The sequence below is a fragment of the Serratia sp. CY29653 genome, from assembly GCF_052169255.1.
In the GTDB taxonomy this organism is placed as follows: domain Bacteria; phylum Pseudomonadota; class Gammaproteobacteria; order Enterobacterales; family Enterobacteriaceae; genus Serratia; species Serratia sarumanii.
The window spans coordinates 148,934-166,724 of sequence record NZ_JBJNLC010000007.1; the positions used below are offsets into that span (position 1 = coordinate 148,934).

Consider the following 17,791-nt stretch of genomic DNA (forward strand, 5'->3'; position numbering starts at 1 on the left):
GGTTTCCCCCTTCCGGCATTGTGTTATCCACCGCGGCGCGAGCGCCGGGGATCAGTAATAGGAGTGCTCGCCGCGCTGGTGCTCGGTCAAATCGCGCACGCCTTTCAGCTCTGGGAATTTCTGCAGCAGCTCTTTCTCGATGCCTTCTTTCAGCGTGACGTCGACCATCGAACAACCGTTACAGCCGCCGCCGAACTGCAGGATCGCCATGTTGTCGTCGGTGATCTCCATCAGCGTCACGCGGCCGCCGTGGCCCGCCAGCTGTGGGTTGATCTGCGACTGCAGCACGTATTCCACGCGCTCCATCAGCGGCGCGTCGTCATCGACCTTGCGCATCTTGGCGTTTGGCGCTTTCAGCGTCAGCTGAGAACCCAGCTGGTCGGTCACGAAGTCGATTTCGGCGTCTTCCAGATACGGCGCGCTCAGCTCATCGACATAGGCGGACAGTTTGTCGAACTTCAGTTCGGTATCCGTCGCTTCTACCGCGTCCGGCGGGCAATAAGAGACACCGCATTCGGCCGTCGGCGTGCCCGGGTTGATCACGAATACGCGGATTTGGGTGCCTTCTTCTTGATTTGCCAGCAGTTTGGCAAAGTGTTCCTGTGCAGCATCTGTTATACGGATCATAGCATTAGCTCAATAGTTGACTTCTATAGTCGGTTATAATACGCCCATTGCCGTGGCACTACAACGTGCGGCAAACGCACCATATCTGCACCGAGGCGGCGCCTTGCCGCCGCAACAGCGCCGCGATCTCCGCGACGGTGCTGCCGGTGGTCACCACGTCATCCACCAGGGCGATATGCCGGCCGGCGACCGGCACCGTGCAGATGAAAGCGCGCTGCAAATTGCGCCTGCGCGCTCCGGCGCTCAGCCGCTGTTGCAGGGCTGTCTTGCGCACCCGGCGCAAAGCGGCGGGCCGATAGGCACAGCCCAGCCAGCGCGCCAGCGGCCGGGCCAGCAGATCGCTCTGGTTATAACCACGGCGCCAACAGCGTGATGTATGCAAGGGTACCGCTAAAATCAGGTCGGGTCTGTTCAGATTCTGCTCTCTGCGCGCCTGCTGCCACCGCAACAGCATCAGGCGCGCCAGCGTCGGCGCCAGCTCGGGCGCGCGGTGAAACTTGAACCTCTTTACCAGTTGGCTGAGGGGCGCAACGTAGTCACCGACGAACACCAGCCGCTGCCAGGGCGGCGGCCGTTGCAGGCAGCGGCCGCAGGGGGTTTGTGTTTCCCCGGCGGGCAATCCGCAGCGCGGGCAACACGGCGGGTGGGCCGGCAGATGGCGCAGGCAGCAGCTGCAGATGCCATGACGCATCAGGCTCAACGGCTGTCGGCATAGCCAACAGCGGCTGCGGATTGATAGCATAGAGCCTCCGAGACGGATAAGCATGAAAGGACAATAACCAATGACAGCGCTGTACTGGCAAACAATAGGTGAGGGCGAACGCGATCTTGTGCTGCTGCACGGCTGGGGCTTGAACGCCGAAGTGTGGAGTTGCATTCAGGCGCGACTGGCGCCGCATTTTCGCCTGCACCTGGTCGATCTGCCGGGTTATGGCCGCAGCCAGGGGTTCGGCGCGTTGTCGCTGGCGCAGATGACGGAAATCGTGCTGGCGGCCGCCCCGCCGCAGGCCTGGTGGCTAGGCTGGTCGCTCGGCGGGCTGGTGGCCAGCCAGGCGGCGCTGATGCAGCCCGAGCGGGTCAAGGGGCTGATCACCGTAGCCTCCTCGCCGTGCTTTGCCGCCCGCGATGAGTGGCCGGGGATCCGCCCGGACGTGCTGAGCGGTTTCCAGCATCAGCTGAGTCTGGATTTCCAGCGCACCGTCGAGCGTTTTCTGGCGTTGCAGACGCTGGGCACCGAGAGCGCGCGTCAGGATGCGCGCCAGCTGAAAGCGGTGGTGCTCAGCCAACCGACCCCGAGCGTCGAGGTGTTGAACGGCGGGCTGGAGATCCTGCGTACCGCCGATCTGCGCGTGCCGCTGGCGGCGTTGAATCTGCCGCTGCTGCGGATCTACGGCTATCTGGACGGGCTGGTGCCGCGCAAGGTCGCCGAGCTGCTCGATGCCGCCTGGCCGCATTCTGCGTCGCAGATCGTGGCCAAAGCCGCCCATGCGCCGTTTATCTCTCATCCCGATGAATTTGTGACGATGATCGAAGCGTTTATTGCAGCACATTGAATCCGGTGGGAAATCGCACGATAGGGCGCTAAAAAAAACGCCGCCGGGTGGATAAAAGACAAAGCTGTTCGATACTTAGTGAGTCAATGCGTTGGCTGCAAAATGAAAAGACCGCGTGCGGCGCTTTTCATTTTGGCGTTTCGTCTCTGGGAAACAGGCCCCGTCAGGGAAAGCAACGAGGCCTGAGGATGTCGCGGCAGCCTGCGGTACTACGCATGGATTCTTGACGGCTTTCATAACAGATAAATTATCCATTGAGAGGTTAGTGTCATGAAATCATTGAAGATGATTATTGCAGCGGCAGTGCTGGGTTCGGTGTCTTTCGGCTCCATGGCGGCAACCCTGCTGACCAAGGAAGATCTGGATAAGAACCCGGGTAAATACGAGAAGATCGGCACCGTCACCACGACGGCGGAAACCACGTCACCGATGGATGCCAAGGAAGAGCTGTCCAAACTGGCGGACGAAAAGGGCGGTCAATACTACGTGATCCTGGCAGGCCGCGAACACGGTAAATTCAGCGCCATCGCCGAAGTTTACAAAGACAAGCAATAAGCCTTGAACGGCAAAGGGGCGCCCGTCATGGCGCCCCTGATCGTCAGGCCTTCAGCCGGTAGAACACCGTGCTGCACCCCTGCCCCTGCGGGCAGCTTTTGCAACTGCCGCTCAGACAGGCGCCGTCATCCTGTTCGATGCGTTCCACTTTCCCCATCGCTGTCAAACGGTCCAGCATCGCCTGCACCAGCGGCAGCGGCGTCGCCAGCGAGTGGCTGAGCTGCTGCGCCTGGGCGCTGCCGCGCAGCGCCAGCGCATCGCGCACCTGCAGCAGCCCGGCCATCAGTGACAGCTCCCTTTGGCGCTCTGGCAACAGGCCGCCGGCGTGGCGTTGCCCAGGCGCACCGTGACGCGGCTGCGCGCCCGGCGCAGGCCGAACAGCACCAGCAGATTCACCAGCACCACCGCCAGGATCGCCGTCAGGCTGTACTGCGGGTGTTGATTGAAGGTGGCCGCCTGATAGAACAGCGTCGCCAGCGAGTAGGCCACGTTCAGCCCCCACAGAATAGAGAAGGTCATCCAGCCGCGGCTCGATTCACGGGCGATGGCGCCCATCACCGAGACGCAAGGCACATACAGCAGCACGAAGATCAGATAGCTGTAGGCGGAAATGCCGGAGCCGAATTTGCTGCTCATCACGCCCATCGAGCCGACGCCCATCTCGCCGTCGCCCTTGCTGGCTTCGATCGGGTTGGAGAGCACGCTCAGGCTGAAGGTATTTTTCAGGCCTTCCCAGGTTTCGTGCAGCGCGCCGCCCAGTTCATCGAGCAGGTTGAAGTTGGCGGCGTCGAACGCTTCTTTGTTGATGCGCTCGGCGGTGTACAGCGTATTCAGCGTGCCGACCACCACTTCTTTCGCCATCGCGCCGGTCACCAGCCCGACGGTGGCCTGCCAGTTATCGCTGTGGACGCCCATCGGCTGCAGCAGCGGCGTCAGCACCTTGGAGACCGAGGCCAGCGCGGAGTCGTTGATGTTGTCGACCGTCTTGCCGCTGAACGAGAAGCTGTTCAGGCCGCCGATGAATATGCTGGCCACCACGATCACCTTGCCGGCGCGCAGTACGAAGCCTTTCAGCCGCTGCCAGGTTTGCAGCAGCAGGCTTTTCAGGTGCGGCACGTGGTAGACCGGCAGCTCCATCACGAACGGCGAGGCTTCGCCGCGCATGAGGGTGTATTTGAGCACCAGGCCGGTAAGGATCGCCACCGCAATGCCGAGCATGTACAGCGAGAACACCACCCCGGCGCCGTCCTGGCCGAAGAAGGCGGCGGCGAACACCGCGAAGATCGCCAGACGGGCGCCGCAGGACATGAACGGCGCCATCATGATGGTGATCAGGCGCTCGCGCTGGGCATCCAGCGTCCGGGCGCCCATGATGGACGGCACATTGCAGCCGAAGCCGACGATCAGCGGCACGAAGGATTTGCCCGGCAGCCCGAGCGCCTGCATCAGGCGATCCATCACGAACGCCGCGCGCGCCATGTAGCCGGAATCCTCCAGGAACGACAGAAACAGGTACATCATGCCGATCTGCGGCACCAGCGGCAGCACGGTATTGATGCCGCCGCCGACGCCCTGCGCCAGGAAAACGGTCAGCCAGTCGGGGAAGTGCAGGGTGTAGCCGAGCCACTGAATGCCCTGAATGAAGATCGCCGCCGAGCCGATATCGAAGATCGGCTGCAGCGCGCCGCCGATGTTGATCGCCAGCAGGAACATCAGGTACATCACCAGCAGGAAGATCGGCACGCCCAGCCAGCGGTTGAGGATCACTTTATCCAGCAGCTCGGTCAGACGGTTGGGCATCGCCTGCTGCGAGTTGCTGACCTCATCGCACAGGGCGGCGATGGACTGGTAGCGCGCGTCGGCGATCACCAGCGCCGGGTCTTCCTGCTGCTGCTGTTGCAACGCCTGGGCAGCCGCAGGCAACAGCGCGACGGCGGGGCCAGCCAGCCGGTGACTGTAGATGTCGCCTTCCAGCATTTGCAATGCCAGCCAGCGGCGCTGCACCGCCGGCAGCGTTTGCGGCATGGCGTCGCTCAGCGTGGCGACCGCTTTCAGCAACAGCGGTGGGTAGTTCACCAGCGCCTGCTGTTCGTTGATGTGATGATTGTCGATCATCTGTTTCAGCACGCCGATGCCGTCGGCGCGGGTGGAGATCATCGGCACTACCGGGCAGCCGAGGCGCGCCGACAGCGCGGCGACGTCGATATCGATATGCTGACTTTTGGCGATGTCGAGCATGTTCAGCGCCACGATGCAGGGAATGCCCAGCTCCAGCAGCTGCAGCGTCAGGTAGAGGTTGCGCTCCAGGTTGGAGGCGTCGACCACGTTGATCAGCAGATCGGCGTCGCCGCTCAAAATGTAGTGGCAGGCGATCTGCTCGTCGAGCGAGGTTTGCTCTGAAATGGTGGTCAGGGAGTAGGTGCCGGGCAAATCGACCAGCCGTACGTCGGACTGCGGGGTGGTGAAATGGCCTTCTTTGCGTTCGACCGTCACGCCCGCCCAGTTGCCGACCCGTTGGCGTGCGCCGGTCAGCTGGTTGAACAGCGTGGTTTTGCCGGAGTTCGGGTTACCGATTAAGCCGATGGTGAGTTTTTTCATAGTTCAGCGTGTCGTCTTCAAGGAGAACAGCGCCGGCGCAAAGGCGCGTCGGCAAACGGAGAGCGCGTCGGCTCAGGGCTGGCCGTCGAGCTGCAGCAGCGCCAAATCCTTCCTGCGCAGCACTAGGCTGACGCGGCGAGTTTTAATTTCTATCGGATCGCCCAGCGGTGCGACGCGCACTACGTCGAACGAAGAGCCGGGCAGCATGCCGAGCGATAACAGTTTCTGGCGGTAGGCCGGCGCAATTTCACCGGAAAAGCCGACAATCTTATACGTGCGTTTAGGTTGGAGCTGCATGTGATTAACCTTCCGGGTGCCGATGAGCATCGGGCTGATGATAATTGGACGTTGCCGGCGAAAATGCCACGCCGTCGGCGGTATTCATCCATAAGGTCATGCAATAAAGTGAGCGCAAATAATAGTAATTATCATTATCGCGTTCAATACAAAAAGTAAGGGTATTGTAACCAATTATTATGGCGTCGACAGTTTTTGATGGCGTTGTCTTGATTAACGACGTTTTACCACCGGTTGCGCTGGGGAACAAATGAGAATGGCGAGTTAAATCAGTTACGTATTTGTAGCCGAGTTTTCTTGTTTGCAAATATAGATGGTTTTTTCCCTTTATTTATTTCCACCGAAAGGCAATTCGATAACATTATTCCGCCGTAATGCGAGCGGTAACCATTTGTGTTTCTCTCACAATTCGCGAGATGAAAAATGCGTGTTAACGAAGTTGTTAATAAATGGCTGCAGAAGGGATTGTTGTTGCCTGAATAATGGGAGGGTGGTCACGCAGGCGTGGGAAATAAAAAGATGACGGTTTATTGAGGCGGGTCAAGAAATGCCGCAAGTTTTATTCATCAGAAAGGGGCGGAGCAGGCTCCGCCCCCTGTTGGATCTGACTTAGCGTTTCTTGCCGAATGCCGCCGCCAGCGCGTCGCCCATGGCGCTGTTGCCGGCCGGTGCCGCGTTGCGCGGTTTGGCCTTGTTGCCGCCCGCCGAACGGTTGGCGTGGTCGCGCGTCTGTGCAGGCGCGTTGCCGCCGCGGCGCGGTGAACCTTCGCCCGGCTGCTCATCCAGGCGCATGCTCAGCGCGATGCGTTTACGCTGCAGATCGACTTCCATCACCTTCACTTTGACGATGTCGCCGGCCTTCACCACGGTGTGCGGATCTTCAACGAACTTGTCCGCCAGCGAGGAGATGTGCACCAGGCCATCCTGATGCACGCCGATATCCACGAAGGCGCCGAAGTTGGTGACGTTGGTCACCGAGCCTTCCAGGATCATGCCCACCTGCAGATCGTTGAGGGTTTCCACGCCTTCGGCGAAGGTGGCGGTTTTGAACTCCGGACGTGGATCGCGGCCCGGCTTCTCCAGCTCTTTCAGGATGTCGGTGACCGTCGGCACGCCGAACTTGTCGTCGGTGAAGTCGACCGCTTTCAGGCTGCGCACCGCCGAGGCGTTGCCCATCAGGTCCTGCAGCGCCTGCTCGGTGGCGGCCAGAATGCGCTGCACCACCGGGTAGGCTTCCGGGTGAACGGTGGAAGCATCCAGCGGGTTGTCGCCGTGGTTGATGCGCAGGAAGCCGGCGCACTGTTCGAAGGCCTTCGGCCCCAGGCGGCTGACTTTCAGCAGCTGTTCACGGTTGCTGAAGCGGCCGTTCTCGTCGCGCCAGTTGACGATGTTCTGCGCCATCATGCGCGTCAGGCCGGCCACGCGGGTCAGCAACGGCACCGACGCGGTGTTCAGATCGACGCCGACGGCGTTCACGCAGTCTTCCACCACCGAGTCCAGCTTCTTCGCCAGCTGGCTCTGGCTGACGTCGTGCTGATACTGGCCGACGCCGATGGATTTCGGGTCGATTTTCACCAGCTCCGCCAGCGGATCCTGCAGACGACGGGCGATGGACACCGCGCCGCGCAGCGACACGTCGAGATCCGGGAACTCCTGCGCCGCCAGTTCTGACGCGGAATACACCGACGCGCCCGCTTCGCTGACGATCACTTTCTGCGCCCGGACCTCGCCGAATTGCTTTTGCAGGTCGAGATAGAAACGCTCGGTTTCACGCGAAGCGGTGCCGTTGCCGATGGCCACCAGCTCCACGTTATGTTTGATGCACAGCGCCGCGACGATGGCGGCGGCTTTGGCCGCTTGCCCGGTGTGCGGGTAGACGGTGTCGGTGGCGACCAGCTTGCCAGTCGCGTCGACCACGGCGACTTTCACCCCGGTGCGCAGGCCCGGATCGAGGCCCATGGTGGCGCGCATGCCGGCCGGCGCGGCCATCAGCAGATCGTGCATGTTGCGGGCGAAAACGTTGATCGCTTCATCTTCCGCGCGCTCGCGCACCGTGCCCATCAGCTCGGTTTCCAGGTGCAGCAACACCTTGATGCGCCAGGTCCAGTTGACCACCGCCTTGCGCCAGGCGTCGGCCGGGGCGTTGTTCAGGCGCAGGTTGAGGTGATTGATGATGATCAGCTCCGCCTGGCTTTCGCGCGGCGCTTCCTCAAACTGCGGATCGGCGTTCAGCGCCAGCTGCAGCACGCCTTCGTTGCGGCCGCGGAACATCGCCAGCGCGCGGTGCGAAGGCACCTGAGAAATCGGTTCGTGGTGATCGAAATAGTCGCGGAACTTGGCGCCTTCTTCTTCCTTGCCCTCGACCACTTTGGACACCAGATGGGCGTTTTTCCACAGGTAGTCGCGCACCTTGGCCAGCAGCGAGGCATCTTCGGCGAAGCGTTCCATCAGGATATAGCGCGCGCCGTCGAGGGCGGCTTTGACGTCCGCCACGCCCTTGTCGGCGTCGACGTAGCGTTCAGCCAGCTGTTCCGGCTGCTGTTGCGGATCCTGCCACAGCGCGTCCGCCAGCGGTTCCAGACCGGCCTCGATGGCGATCTGGCCGCGGGTGCGGCGCTTCGGTTTGTACGGCAGGTAGAGGTCTTCGAGTTCGGTCTTGCTCAGCGTGGCGTTGATCGCCCCCGCCAGTTGTTCGGTCAGTTTGCCCTGTTCATCGATCGACTTCAGGATGGTCTGACGACGATCTTCCAGTTCACGCAGATAACCCAGGCGGGTTTCCAGCTGGCGCAGTTGGGTGTCGTCCAGGCCCCCGGTGACTTCCTTACGATAGCGTGCAATAAAGGGCACGGTATTACCTTCATCCAGCAGACGGATGGCGGAGTCGACTTGCTCCGGCCGGGCCTGCAGTTCTGTTGCAATAATGCGGCTCAGTGGGTCATTCATAGGTCTGGTATCTGTATTGAGAACGGTGAATAAACAGGGGACAGTTATACGGATTGATCGGGGAAAATGCCAGTGGAGCGGGCCGCCGCCGCGCGGCCGCCACGTGGAGAACTGCGCAGGCGGCGGCGTTGGCGGCGGTTCGGAAAAAGCTGAAAGCTTACTTCAGGTAGTCTATCTCGTTAACGTACCACTGCGCCTCGCCCAGCGGCGTATTGACGGTGGCGACGTCGCCGACCTCTTTTTTCAGCAGGGCGCGCGCCATCGGCGCGTCGATGGAGATGTAATCCTTGCGGCCGAAGATCTCGTCGTAACCGACGATGCGAAAGCGTTTGGTCTCGCCGTCGGCGTTCTCCACCTCCACCCAGGCGCCGAAGAACACCTTGCCTTCCTGCTGCGGGGAGTAATCGACGATCTTCAATTGCTCCAGGCATTTGGTCAGATAGCGGACGCGGCGGTCGATCTCGCGCAGCCGCTTCTTGTTGTACTGGTAGTCGGCGTTTTCGCTTCTGTCGCCCAGGCTGGCGGCCCAGGTCACTTTCTTGGTCACCTCGGGGCGTTCTTCGCGCCAGAGGTAATCCAGCTCTTGCTTGAGCTTGTCATACCCTTCACGGGTTATCAGTTGAGTTCTCATGGTGATTTATCTTTATGGGGCCACCGCCACAGTGTACGTGAATGCGGGGGGCTTTAGAAATGGCGCGCGGGCCTGCGTATTGCCGCACGGTTGTTATTCAGTTTGCGCAGCTTTTAACAATCGGGAGTATGCTTAGCGATAGCGGAAAAGGAATGTGACGAAAGGAGGATATCTGGCGAGAGAGACAAGGAATTTTGGCGCACAACCCAACACATTGAAGGTATTACCGCATGGAATTTAAAGATTACTACGCAACGATGGGCGTTGAGCCCAACGCCGATCTGAAAACCATCAAAACGGCCTACCGCCGGCTGGCGCGTAAATATCACCCTGACGTGAGCACCGAAGAAGACGCCGAGAGCAAATTCAAGGAGCTGGCCGAAGCCTATGAGGTGCTGAAGGACGAAGAGCGCCGCGCTGAGTACGATCAGATCCGGCTGCACCGCAACGATCCGAACTTTGGCCGCCAGGCGCGCGGCGATCGCGGCGGCTATCAGCAGAGCGCTTCATGGCACGGCGGCGGTGCCGACGCGCAAGACTTCTCCGATTTCTTCGAAAACATGTTCGGCTGGCGTGCGGCGGGCGGGCACCGCTCCGCTTCGCACTCGCACGGCGGGCATGGCTTCCGCGGCCAGGATCTGGAGATGGAGGTGCCGCTGTTCCTCGAGGAAACGCTGCATGGCCAAAGCCGCGAGATCTCCTACAAGCTGCCGGTGTACGACGAGCTGGGGCGGCAGGTGAGCGAAGCCAGCAAAACGCTGAACGTGAAAATCCCGGCCGGGGTGGGCGACGGCGAGCGCATTCGCCTCAAGGGGCAGGGCGTTGCCGGCGTGGGCGGCGGCCAGAACGGCGATCTGTATCTGGTCATCCGCCTCGCGCCGCATCCGCTGTTCGAGATCGACGGCCACAACCTGAGCATCGTGGCACCTCTCGCCCCTTGGGAGGCGGCGCTCGGCGCCAGCATTGAGGTGCCGACGCTGACCGGCAAAATCGCGTTGACCGTGCCGGCCGGCAGCCAGAGCGGCAAACGGCTGCGGGTCAAGGGCAAGGGGCTGGCGGGCAAGAAAGAGCCCGGTGACCTGTATGTCATTCTCAAGGTGGTGATGCCGCCGAAGCCGAACGAGAAGGCCAGCGCCCTGTGGCGAGAACTGGCTGAACAGGCGGCGTTCAACCCGCGCGCGGAATGGGAGTAAAGCACATGATGAAGAAAGAGATCACTTTCACCGTGGTGGAACTGTGCCAACGGGTGGAGATTTCAGAGGATGAGCTGGTCGAGATCGTTGGCCTGGGCGTGATCGTGCCGCTGGAGCCGGCGCAGCCGAGCTGGGAGTTCGACTACCCGGCGCTGAGCCATCTGCAGCGTGCGCGCAGGCTGCGGGCCGAGCTGGATCTGGATTGGCCGGGGATCGCCATGGCGCTGACGTTGCTCGATCGGGTTGAGGCGCTGCAGCAAGAGAACCGGCAGCTGCGCCGGCAGCTGGCGCGTTTCCTGCAGACTTCCTGACTCGCCGTCAAAACGCCACCGTGCGGTTTGCCGGTGGCGAAATTGCGTAAAATTGGGCCGCGACCCCACATTGCGCTGATAAAGGGCGATATTTTGACGAACCCCCGTCGACATTCACTGAAAATTGTTGATAAATGGGGAAAAGAATAAGCTTTGTAACAATTTCGTCTAGAATACATACCATTAAACGCTGTCTCAAATGGCAAGGTTTTCTAACAATATTCGAGTCAGGCAATAAAGCCTTTGGGAGTAATACCATGCAAGAGAATCATAAGATCCTGGTTGTCGATGATGACATGCGCCTGCGCGCACTTTTGGAACGTTATTTAACCGAGCAGGGCTTCCAGGTTCGCAGCGTTGCCAACGCTGAGCAAATGGATCGCTTGCTGACCCGTGAATCCTTCCATTTGATGGTGCTCGATCTGATGTTGCCGGGCGAAGACGGCCTGTCCATCTGCCGCCGCCTGCGCAGCCAGAGCAACCCGATGCCGATCATTATGGTCACCGCCAAAGGTGAAGAGGTCGATCGCATCGTCGGGCTGGAAATCGGCGCCGACGACTACATTCCTAAACCGTTTAACCCGCGTGAGCTGTTGGCTCGCATTCGTGCAGTGCTGCGCCGCCAGGCTAACGAGCTGCCGGGCGCGCCTTCGCAGGAAGAAGCGGTGATCGCGTTCGGCAAATTCAAACTGAACCTCGGCACCCGCGAGATGTTCCGCGAAGACGAACCGATGCCGTTGACCAGCGGCGAGTTCGCGGTACTGAAGGCGCTGGTTAGCCACCCGCGTGAACCGCTGTCGCGCGATAAGCTGATGAACCTGGCGCGTGGCCGCGAATACAGCGCCATGGAGCGCTCCATCGACGTGCAGATCTCTCGCCTGCGCCGCATGGTGGAAGAAGATCCGGCGCATCCGCGTTATATCCAGACCGTTTGGGGTCTCGGCTACGTGTTCGTCCCGGACGGCAGCAAGGCATGAGGCGATTGCGCTTTTCACCGCGTAGCTCGTTTGCCCGAACCCTGTTGTTGATCGTCACCCTGCTGTTCGTCAGCCTGGTGACGACCTATCTGGTGGTGCTGAACTTCGCCATCCTGCCCAGCCTGCAGCAGTTCAACAAGGTATTGGCCTACGAAGTGCGTATGCTGATGACCGATCGGCTGCAGCTGGAGGACGGCACGCTGCTGGAAGTGCCGCCGGCGTTCCGCCGCGAGATCTACCGCGAACTGGGCATCTCTCTCTACACCAACTCGGCGGCGGAGGAGAGCGGCCTGCGCTGGGCGCAGCACTACCAGTTCCTCAGCCAGCAGATGGCGCAGCAGCTCGGCGGGCCGACCGATGTGCGGGTGGAGGTGAACAAGAACTCCCCGGTGGTGTGGCTGAAAACCTGGCTGCAGCCCGATATCTGGGTGCGCGTGCCGCTGACGGAAATCCACCAGGGCGACTTCTCTCCGCTGTTCCGCTATACGCTGGCGATCATGTTGCTGGCGATCGGCGGCGCCTGGCTGTTTATCCGCATTCAAAACCGCCCGCTGGTGGAGCTGGAACATGCGGCGCTGCAGGTGGGCAAGGGGATTATTCCGCCGCCGCTGCGCGAGTATGGCGCTTCCGAAGTGCGGTCGGTGACTCGCGCATTCAATCAGATGGCGTCGGGCGTCAAGCAGCTGGCGGATGACCGCACCTTGCTGATGGCCGGGGTTAGCCACGATCTGCGCACGCCGTTGACGCGCATCCGGCTGGCGACGGAGATGATGAGCGCCGAAGACGGCTATCTGGCCGAGTCGATCAATAAAGACATCGAAGAGTGCAACGCCATCATCGAGCAGTTCATCGATTATCTGCGCACCGGGCAGGAGATGCCGACCGAAAGCAGCGATCTGAACGCCATTTTGGGCGAGGTGGTCGCGGCGGAAAGCGGCTATGAGCGGGTGATTGAAACCGCGCTGTCGCCGGGTGAGCTGATGATGAACGTGCACCCGCTGTCGATTAAGAGGGCGGCGGTGAACATGGTGGTGAACGCGGCGCGTTACGGCAACGGCTGGATCAAGGTCAGCAGCGGCCGCGAGCTGCAGCGCGGCTGGTTCCAGGTGGAAGACGACGGCCCGGGCATCAAGCCGGAAGAGTTGAAGCACCTGCTGCAGCCGTTCGTCCGCGGTGACAGCGCGCGCAGCACCAGCGGCACCGGTCTGGGGCTGGCGATCGTGCAGCGTATTATCGATGCGCACGACGGTGAGTTGGAAATCGGCACCAGCGAACGCGGCGGGCTCTTGATCCGCGCGTATATTCCGTTGCCGATGGAGAAAAAAGAGTCGGCCAACGGCCATCAAACCGCCAGGGAAAACGCCTGACGCGCTTGGCGCGGGCCGCGTCGTTGCGGCCCCGTCAGGACTTCCTGCTCATCACGTAGTATTCCGCCGCATCCTCATGCAACCGACGGCCGGTCGGCGCCTGCCACGGATCGATTAACTCGATGCCGCAGTGGAGGAAGTCTTTGGTGTTGCGGGTAGCCAGGGCGGCGCCGTAATGCAGGCAGGTGGCGGCGATTTGGGCATCCGGCACGCTCATCGCTTTACCCAGCAGCCGATTCCTTGCCGTCAATTCCGCGTATTGCATCGCGCACAGCCCATCAAACGGCAATATCTGCCCCTCGAACTTCAATTCAAGAGCGTCCGCCAATTTGAGCTTGAGATCCCGCTGGCGCTTGCCGTCAGGCATGCAGGCGACGCCGCTGAACAGTTCGGCCAGGACAATGGCGCTCAGATAGAGATCGTCATTGTCCTTTTCATTTAGCCAGTTAATGACGTTGTAGTACGGGCTGGGGCGCAGCGTTTCTGAAATGACGTTGGTGTCGAGAATGATCATGCGTTGTCATCTTCATCATCAAAGGTGACGATGCGTGGTGGCACGGCGTCACGCGGTGGGATCTCCAGTTCAACGCCGCCGAATTCGGCGAAGTGCTGATGCATCCAGGTACCCAATCCATAGCGCGGCGGCTTTTTCACCAGCGCCTGTTTCAGGATCATGCGCGCTTCCTCTTCCATGGAATGGCCGTTTTTCGCCGCTGAAATACGCAGCAGCTCTTTGATTTCGTCGTCCAGATTTCTGACGGTGATAGTAGCCATTGAAACCTCCTTTGCTATCAATGATTGCATTGACTTATTTTCTCGCCTTGCTGGTTAAAAAGCAATCGCTGAAAATAAAAAAAGGCGCGGGATCCGCGCCTTAGCTGAAGAGGTAACGCTACCGAATTACAGCTTAGGGCCGGCGCTGACCAGCGCGGCGCCCGCAGGCGTGTCGGTGTATTTGTCGAAGTTGGTGATGAAGCGCTCGGCCAGATCCTGCGCTTTTTCCTGCCACTGCTCGAGGCTGGCGTAGGTATTGCGCGGATCGAGGATCTCCGGGTTCACGCCCGGCAGCGCGGTCGGCATCGCCAGATCGAAGATCGGCAGGGTGACGGTTTCCGCCTTGTCGATTTCACCGCTCAGGATGGCGTCGATGATGCCGCGCGTATCTTTGATCGAGATGCGCTTGCCGGTACCGTTCCAGCCGGTGTTGACCAGGTAAGCCTGGGCGCCGGCGGCCTGCATGCGTTTCACCAGCACTTCGGCGTACTGCGTCGGGTGCAGCGACAGGAACGCGGCGCCGAAGCAGGCGGAGAAGGTTGGCGTCGGTTCGGTGACGCCGCGCTCGGTGCCGGCCAGTTTGGCGGTGAAGCCGGACAGGAAGTGGTACTGAGTCTGGTTGGCGGTCAGGCGCGATACTGGCGGCAGCACGCCGAAAGCGTCGGCGGTCAGGAAGATCACCTTGGTGGCGTGACCCGCCTTGGACACCGGCTTGACGATGTTCTGGATATGGTAGATCGGGTAAGAAACGCGGGTGTTCTCGGTTTTCGAACCGTCGTTGAAGTCGATGCTGCCGTCGGCCAGCACGGTGACGTTTTCCAGCAGCGCGTCGCGTTTGATGGCGTGGTAGATGTCCGGCTCGGCTTCTTCAGACAGCTTGATGGTCTTGGCGTAGCAGCCGCCTTCGAAGTTGAACACGCCGTCGTCGTCCCAGCCGTGCTCGTCATCGCCGATCAGCTGACGCTTAGGATCGGTGGAGAGGGTGGTTTTGCCGGTGCCGGACAGGCCGAAGAACACCGCCACGTCGCCTTTCTCGCCCACGTTGGCCGAGCAGTGCATTGAGGCGATGCCTTTCAGCGGCAGCAGGTAGTTCATCATCGAGAACATGCCTTTCTTCATTTCGCCGCCGTACCAGGTGCCGCCGATCAGCTGCATGCGCTCGGTCAGGTTGAAGGCGACGAAGTTCTCCGAGTTCAAGCCTTGCTGCTGCCAGTTCGGGTTGGTGCATTTGGCGCCGTTCATCACCACGAAGTCCGGCTCGAAGTCAGCCAGCTCTTCGTCGCTCGGGCGGATGAACATGTTTTTCACGAAGTGCGCCTGCCAGGCCACCTCGGTGATGAAGCGCACTTTCAGGCGCGAGTCGGCGTTGGCGCCGCAGAAGGTATCCACCACGAACAGGCGCTTGCCGGAAAGCTGTTCGGTGACCAGGTGTTTCAGATCGGCCCACACTTCCGGGCTGAGGGGTTTGTTGTCGTTTTTGCCTTTGCCCTGATCGGCCCACCACACGGTATCGCGGGTGATGTCGTCGCGGACGATGTATTTGTCTTTCGGCGAGCGGCCGGTGAAGATGCCGGTATCGACGGAGACGGCACCCAGCTTGGTGACTACCCCACGCTCAAAACCTTCCAGAGATGGGTCTGTTTCTTCCTTAAACAGCAGTTCATAGCTCGGGTTGTGAACGATTTCGCTAACGTCGTGAATGCCGTAAGCGGCCAGATCCTGAGGGGTTATACCTTTAACGCGCATGTTACTACTCCTTGGTCACAGAATTTCTGGCGGCAATTGTAGGGATCTAACGGTGCGTAACAGCGATGGGTATCAAATATTTAACGTTTTAGGCGGTATTTCGTTACGATCTGAGAGATAGCACACGGAAAAAAGCAAACGTGCAAACGGCGGGCGTTGGCGGGCGCCGGGCGCGCCCGCCGAAGGGGGTATAACTTAGTGCAACCTGTCGCTTTCGCCGGTATTACCCGCATACAAGGCGGCAACATCAACCGGGTCAAAGACATAGTGGCTGCCACAGTAGTCGCAGTGCATGTCGATATTGCCGTCCTGCTCCAGCATGTCCGCCACTTCATCGGTCGGCAGGGTCAGCAGTGCGTCGGCACAACGCTGGCGTGAACAGGTGCAACGGAACTGCACGTCCTGCGGTTCGTACAGGGTGACTTCTTCCTGGTGATACAGGCGGTACAGCACTTCGTTGGCCGGCAGGCCGAACAGCTCTTCGCTTTTTACCGTGTTGGTCAGTTGCACCAGATGATCGAAATCATCGAGGTTGCCGTCCTGCGCCGGCAGCACCTGCAGCAGCATACCGGCCGCCGCGGCGTGGCCTTCCGCTTCGCCGGTGCGGATGAACAGGCGGGTTGGCAGCTGTTCGGACTGGCGGAAGTAGGCTTCCAGGCACTCGGCCAGGGTTTCACCTTCCAGGCCGACCACGCCCTGATAGCGCTCGCCTTCCGTCGGGGAAATGGTGATGACCATGACGCCGTTGCCGATCATCTGATGCAGGGTGCTGTCGTCGGCGATAGGCGCCTGGGTGCGCGCAACGCCGCGCATCTCCTGGCGGTTGTTGCCGTTGATCACCGCCAGCTTCAGCGGGCCGTCGCCCTGCAGCTGCACGGTGATGTCGCCGTCGAACTTCAGGGTCGCGGTCAGCAGACTGGTGGCGACCAGCAGCTCGCCCAGCAGCTTTTGCACCGGCGCCGGGTAGTCGTGATTATTCAGGATCTGCTGATAGGTTTCGCTGACGGTAACCAGCTCGCCGCGCACCGCGTAGTTTTCAAACAGGTAACGGTGCAATTGGTCATGGTTGGACATAATCTTCTCTCATTGCGGTGAGGGGTTATTCCGGCTCACCAAATTTAAATTTCATCAGGTCGCGCCGCTCCTTTTTGTCCGGACGGCGGTCCGGATGCGGCATGGTCAACGCGTTCATCTTGCGCGCCAGCGCCATTTTTTCGCGGTTGGCGATGCTGGCTTCGGTTTCCTGATACATTTGCTGCGCCTCGCCGGCGCCGCGGCGTTGGCTGCTCAGCGCCAGCACGATCACGGTTCGTTCTTCGTTGCCCTGCCGCAGCTTGAGCTCGGCGTTGAGTTCGACAATCTTGCTCGGCTTGCCGCGCTGGCCGTTGTAATGCACCTTGCCGCCGTCGATCATTTCGCGCGCCAGCGCGCGGGTCTTGTAGAAGCGTGCGGCCCACAGCCACTTGTCCAACCGGACCGCGTCGTCGCGCGTCGCTTTTTCCTTCATGCTTCCCCCTTGGCCAGCGCCGGTATCAGCAGGCGATAGTCGCGCATCGACGGATGGCGCTGGAAGCTTTTTTCCGCCGTGCTGGAGTCCGGGTTTTGCACGCCCAGGCAGTAACGAATGCCGAAAGCGCGCGCCGCGTCGAGGATCGGCTCGCCGTCGTCGACGAACAGCGTGCGCTGCGGATTGAATCCGGTGTGCTGCTGCACCGCCTGCCACAGACGCTGATCTTCTTTCGGATAACCAAATGTGTGGGTGGAAAACAATAAATCAAGGTGCCGATCGAGGCCGGTATGCTCGATTTTCACCGCCAGACTGTGCGGATGCGCATTGGTCAGCAAAATGGTTTGCAGGCCGGCGTCGCGCAGCGCCTGTAAAAACGGCTCGGTGTCTTCGCGCAGCCGGGCGCGGCTGCCCACTTCGCTGGTCATGCGGTAGATATCCAGATCCAACCGCTCGCTCCAGTAATCGAAGCAATACCAGTTCATGGTGTGCTGCACCGCCTGATATTCCCGCTCAATGATATTGCGGGCTTCGTCGAACGGAATGGCGCGCCTTTCGCTCAGCGCCTGCGGCACCAGGCTGAGCCAAAAGTGGCTGTCGAACTCCAGATCCAGCAAGGTGCCGTCCATATCCAGCAGCACGGTATCGATCTGCGGCCAATCAAACTCGGGAACCATAAAAACTCCACGGGCGGACCGACGGGCGGTCCGCA

General features: G+C 60.7%; 19 protein-coding genes. 6 read left to right on the forward strand and 13 right to left on the reverse strand.

Going from position 1 to position 17,791, the window contains the following annotated elements; all coding sequences use genetic code 11:
- Positions 1-51 precede the first annotated feature (51 nt).
- The gene (nfuA, locus tag ACJ8HN_RS22780) at positions 52-627 is read right to left on the reverse strand and encodes a Fe-S biogenesis protein NfuA (RefSeq protein ID WP_004930777.1); all 576 of its coding nucleotides are present in this window, start codon (positions 625-627) and stop codon (positions 52-54) included.
- Between the two features lie 58 nt (positions 628-685).
- Complete coding sequence (gene gntX, locus ACJ8HN_RS22785; RefSeq protein WP_033636320.1) at positions 686-1,369, reverse strand: DNA utilization protein GntX; 684 nt, start codon at positions 1,367-1,369, stop codon at positions 686-688.
- A gap of 40 nt (positions 1,370-1,409) precedes the next feature.
- On the opposite strand from gntX, the gene bioH reads away from it, so the two are divergent.
- Together bioH and ACJ8HN_RS22795 are read left to right on the forward strand one after the other, a co-directional pair.
- Positions 1,410-2,180 carry a pimeloyl-ACP methyl ester esterase BioH gene (bioH, locus tag ACJ8HN_RS22790; RefSeq protein WP_033655249.1) on the forward strand — a complete coding sequence of 257 codons (771 nt, stop codon included), beginning with the start codon at positions 1,410-1,412 and terminating at the stop codon, positions 2,178-2,180.
- A 270-nt stretch (positions 2,181-2,450) separates the two neighbouring features.
- Entirely contained in the window at positions 2,451-2,735 is a 285-nt protein-coding gene (locus tag ACJ8HN_RS22795; RefSeq protein WP_004930765.1) for a YdgH/BhsA/McbA-like domain containing protein, read from the forward strand.
- 43 nt (positions 2,736-2,778) lie between these two features.
- Here ACJ8HN_RS22795 and ACJ8HN_RS22800 read toward each other — a convergent pair whose 3' ends face one another.
- From ACJ8HN_RS22800 to greB, 5 genes are all read right to left on the reverse strand, one after another.
- Positions 2,779-3,018: a FeoC-like transcriptional regulator gene (locus ACJ8HN_RS22800; RefSeq protein WP_033636318.1), complete on the reverse strand. Its 240-nt coding sequence runs from the start codon at positions 3,016-3,018 to the stop codon at positions 2,779-2,781.
- Positions 3,018-5,333: a Fe(2+) transporter permease subunit FeoB gene (gene feoB, locus ACJ8HN_RS22805; RefSeq protein ID WP_041037026.1), complete on the reverse strand. Its 2,316-nt coding sequence runs from the start codon at positions 5,331-5,333 to the stop codon at positions 3,018-3,020. Before feoB ends, ACJ8HN_RS22800 begins: the two co-directional genes overlap by 1 nt.
- A 72-nt stretch (positions 5,334-5,405) precedes the next feature.
- The gene (gene feoA, locus ACJ8HN_RS22810; protein WP_025304553.1) at positions 5,406-5,630 is read right to left on the reverse strand and encodes a ferrous iron transporter A; all 225 of its coding nucleotides are present in this window, start codon (positions 5,628-5,630) and stop codon (positions 5,406-5,408) included.
- Between the two features lie 609 nt (positions 5,631-6,239).
- Complete coding sequence (locus tag ACJ8HN_RS22815) at positions 6,240-8,573, reverse strand: Tex family protein (protein ID WP_033649332.1); 2,334 nt, start codon at positions 8,571-8,573, stop codon at positions 6,240-6,242.
- Between the two features lie 157 nt (positions 8,574-8,730).
- Positions 8,731-9,204, reverse strand: a complete 474-nt coding sequence (gene greB, locus ACJ8HN_RS22820; RefSeq protein WP_442524003.1) for a transcription elongation factor GreB — start codon at positions 9,202-9,204, stop codon at positions 8,731-8,733.
- A gap of 230 nt (positions 9,205-9,434) precedes the next feature.
- Here greB and cbpA point away from each other — a divergent pair, with 230 nt between their 5' ends.
- The 4 genes from cbpA (at position 9,435) to envZ (ending at position 13,052) form a co-directional block, all read left to right on the forward strand.
- Positions 9,435-10,397, forward strand: a complete 963-nt coding sequence (gene cbpA / locus ACJ8HN_RS22825; RefSeq protein WP_442524004.1) for a curved DNA-binding protein — start codon at positions 9,435-9,437, stop codon at positions 10,395-10,397.
- A gap of 5 nt (positions 10,398-10,402) precedes the next feature.
- Entirely contained in the window at positions 10,403-10,708 is a 306-nt protein-coding gene (locus ACJ8HN_RS22830) for a chaperone modulator CbpM (protein WP_033636313.1), read from the forward strand.
- 257 nt (positions 10,709-10,965) lie between these two features.
- Positions 10,966-11,685: an osmolarity response regulator transcription factor OmpR gene (gene ompR, locus ACJ8HN_RS22835; RefSeq protein WP_004709363.1), complete on the forward strand. Its 720-nt coding sequence runs from the start codon at positions 10,966-10,968 to the stop codon at positions 11,683-11,685.
- Positions 11,682-13,052, forward strand: coding sequence for a two-component system sensor histidine kinase EnvZ (envZ, locus tag ACJ8HN_RS22840; protein ID WP_033636312.1), 1,371 nt, complete (start codon positions 11,682-11,684; stop codon positions 13,050-13,052). Before ompR ends, envZ begins: the two co-directional genes overlap by 4 nt.
- A gap of 34 nt (positions 13,053-13,086) precedes the next feature.
- On the opposite strand, the gene ACJ8HN_RS22845 is transcribed toward envZ, so the two are convergent.
- The 6 genes from ACJ8HN_RS22845 to yrfG all read right to left on the reverse strand — a co-directional run bounded on the left by ACJ8HN_RS22845 (position 13,087) and on the right by yrfG (position 17,756).
- Positions 13,087-13,566, reverse strand: coding sequence for a type II toxin-antitoxin system VapC family toxin (locus tag ACJ8HN_RS22845; RefSeq protein ID WP_033636311.1), 480 nt, complete (start codon positions 13,564-13,566; stop codon positions 13,087-13,089).
- A complete protein-coding gene (locus ACJ8HN_RS22850) occupies positions 13,563-13,826 on the reverse strand; it encodes a FitA-like ribbon-helix-helix domain-containing protein (protein WP_004930730.1) in 264 nt (87 codons plus the stop codon). Before ACJ8HN_RS22850 ends, ACJ8HN_RS22845 begins: the two co-directional genes overlap by 4 nt.
- Positions 13,827-13,952: 126 nt before the next feature.
- Complete coding sequence (gene pckA, locus ACJ8HN_RS22855) at positions 13,953-15,572, reverse strand: phosphoenolpyruvate carboxykinase (ATP) (RefSeq protein ID WP_015379308.1); 1,620 nt, start codon at positions 15,570-15,572, stop codon at positions 13,953-13,955.
- A 195-nt stretch (positions 15,573-15,767) separates the two neighbouring features.
- Complete coding sequence (gene hslO / locus ACJ8HN_RS22860) at positions 15,768-16,646, reverse strand: Hsp33 family molecular chaperone HslO (protein ID WP_033636310.1); 879 nt, start codon at positions 16,644-16,646, stop codon at positions 15,768-15,770.
- Positions 16,647-16,671: 25 nt separating this feature from the next.
- On the reverse strand, positions 16,672-17,079 hold the full coding sequence (gene hslR, locus ACJ8HN_RS22865; RefSeq protein WP_033636309.1) for a ribosome-associated heat shock protein Hsp15: 408 nt from the start codon (positions 17,077-17,079) through the stop codon (positions 16,672-16,674).
- Positions 17,076-17,756 (reverse strand): GMP/IMP nucleotidase, encoded by a 681-nt coding sequence (gene yrfG, locus ACJ8HN_RS22870; protein ID WP_033636308.1) that lies wholly within the window; start codon positions 17,754-17,756, stop codon positions 17,076-17,078. Before yrfG ends, hslR begins: the two co-directional genes overlap by 4 nt.
- Between the last annotated feature and the right edge of the window lie 35 nt (positions 17,757-17,791).

Bases quoted from the DNA above. Each gene is read 5' to 3' on its own strand.
- nfuA (WP_004930777.1), bottom strand. From the start codon at position 627: ATGATCCGTATAACAGATGCTGCACAGGAACACTTTGCCAAACTGCTG.
- gntX (WP_033636320.1), bottom strand. From the start codon at position 1,369: ATGCTATCAATCCGCAGCCGCTGTTGGCTATGCCGACAGCCGTTGAGC.
- bioH (WP_033655249.1), top strand. From the start codon at position 1,410: ATGACAGCGCTGTACTGGCAAACAATAGGTGAGGGCGAACGCGATCTT.
- ACJ8HN_RS22795 (WP_004930765.1), top strand. From the start codon at position 2,451: ATGAAATCATTGAAGATGATTATTGCAGCGGCAGTGCTGGGTTCGGTG.
- ACJ8HN_RS22800 (WP_033636318.1), bottom strand. From the start codon at position 3,018: ATGGCCGGGCTGCTGCAGGTGCGCGATGCGCTGGCGCTGCGCGGCAGC.
- feoB (WP_041037026.1), bottom strand. From the start codon at position 5,333: ATGAAAAAACTCACCATCGGCTTAATCGGTAACCCGAACTCCGGCAAA.
- feoA (WP_025304553.1), bottom strand. From the start codon at position 5,630: ATGCAGCTCCAACCTAAACGCACGTATAAGATTGTCGGCTTTTCCGGT.
- ACJ8HN_RS22815 (WP_033649332.1), bottom strand. From the start codon at position 8,573: ATGAATGACCCACTGAGCCGCATTATTGCAACAGAACTGCAGGCCCGG.
- greB (WP_442524003.1), bottom strand. From the start codon at position 9,204: ATGAGAACTCAACTGATAACCCGTGAAGGGTATGACAAGCTCAAGCAA.
- cbpA (WP_442524004.1), top strand. From the start codon at position 9,435: ATGGAATTTAAAGATTACTACGCAACGATGGGCGTTGAGCCCAACGCC.
- ACJ8HN_RS22830 (WP_033636313.1), top strand. From the start codon at position 10,403: ATGATGAAGAAAGAGATCACTTTCACCGTGGTGGAACTGTGCCAACGG.
- ompR (WP_004709363.1), top strand. From the start codon at position 10,966: ATGCAAGAGAATCATAAGATCCTGGTTGTCGATGATGACATGCGCCTG.
- envZ (WP_033636312.1), top strand. From the start codon at position 11,682: ATGAGGCGATTGCGCTTTTCACCGCGTAGCTCGTTTGCCCGAACCCTG.
- ACJ8HN_RS22845 (WP_033636311.1), bottom strand. From the start codon at position 13,566: ATGATCATTCTCGACACCAACGTCATTTCAGAAACGCTGCGCCCCAGC.
- ACJ8HN_RS22850 (WP_004930730.1), bottom strand. From the start codon at position 13,826: ATGGCTACTATCACCGTCAGAAATCTGGACGACGAAATCAAAGAGCTG.
- pckA (WP_015379308.1), bottom strand. From the start codon at position 15,572: ATGCGCGTTAAAGGTATAACCCCTCAGGATCTGGCCGCTTACGGCATT.
- hslO (WP_033636310.1), bottom strand. From the start codon at position 16,646: ATGTCCAACCATGACCAATTGCACCGTTACCTGTTTGAAAACTACGCG.
- hslR (WP_033636309.1), bottom strand. From the start codon at position 17,079: ATGAAGGAAAAAGCGACGCGCGACGACGCGGTCCGGTTGGACAAGTGG.
- yrfG (WP_033636308.1), bottom strand. From the start codon at position 17,756: ATGGTTCCCGAGTTTGATTGGCCGCAGATCGATACCGTGCTGCTGGAT.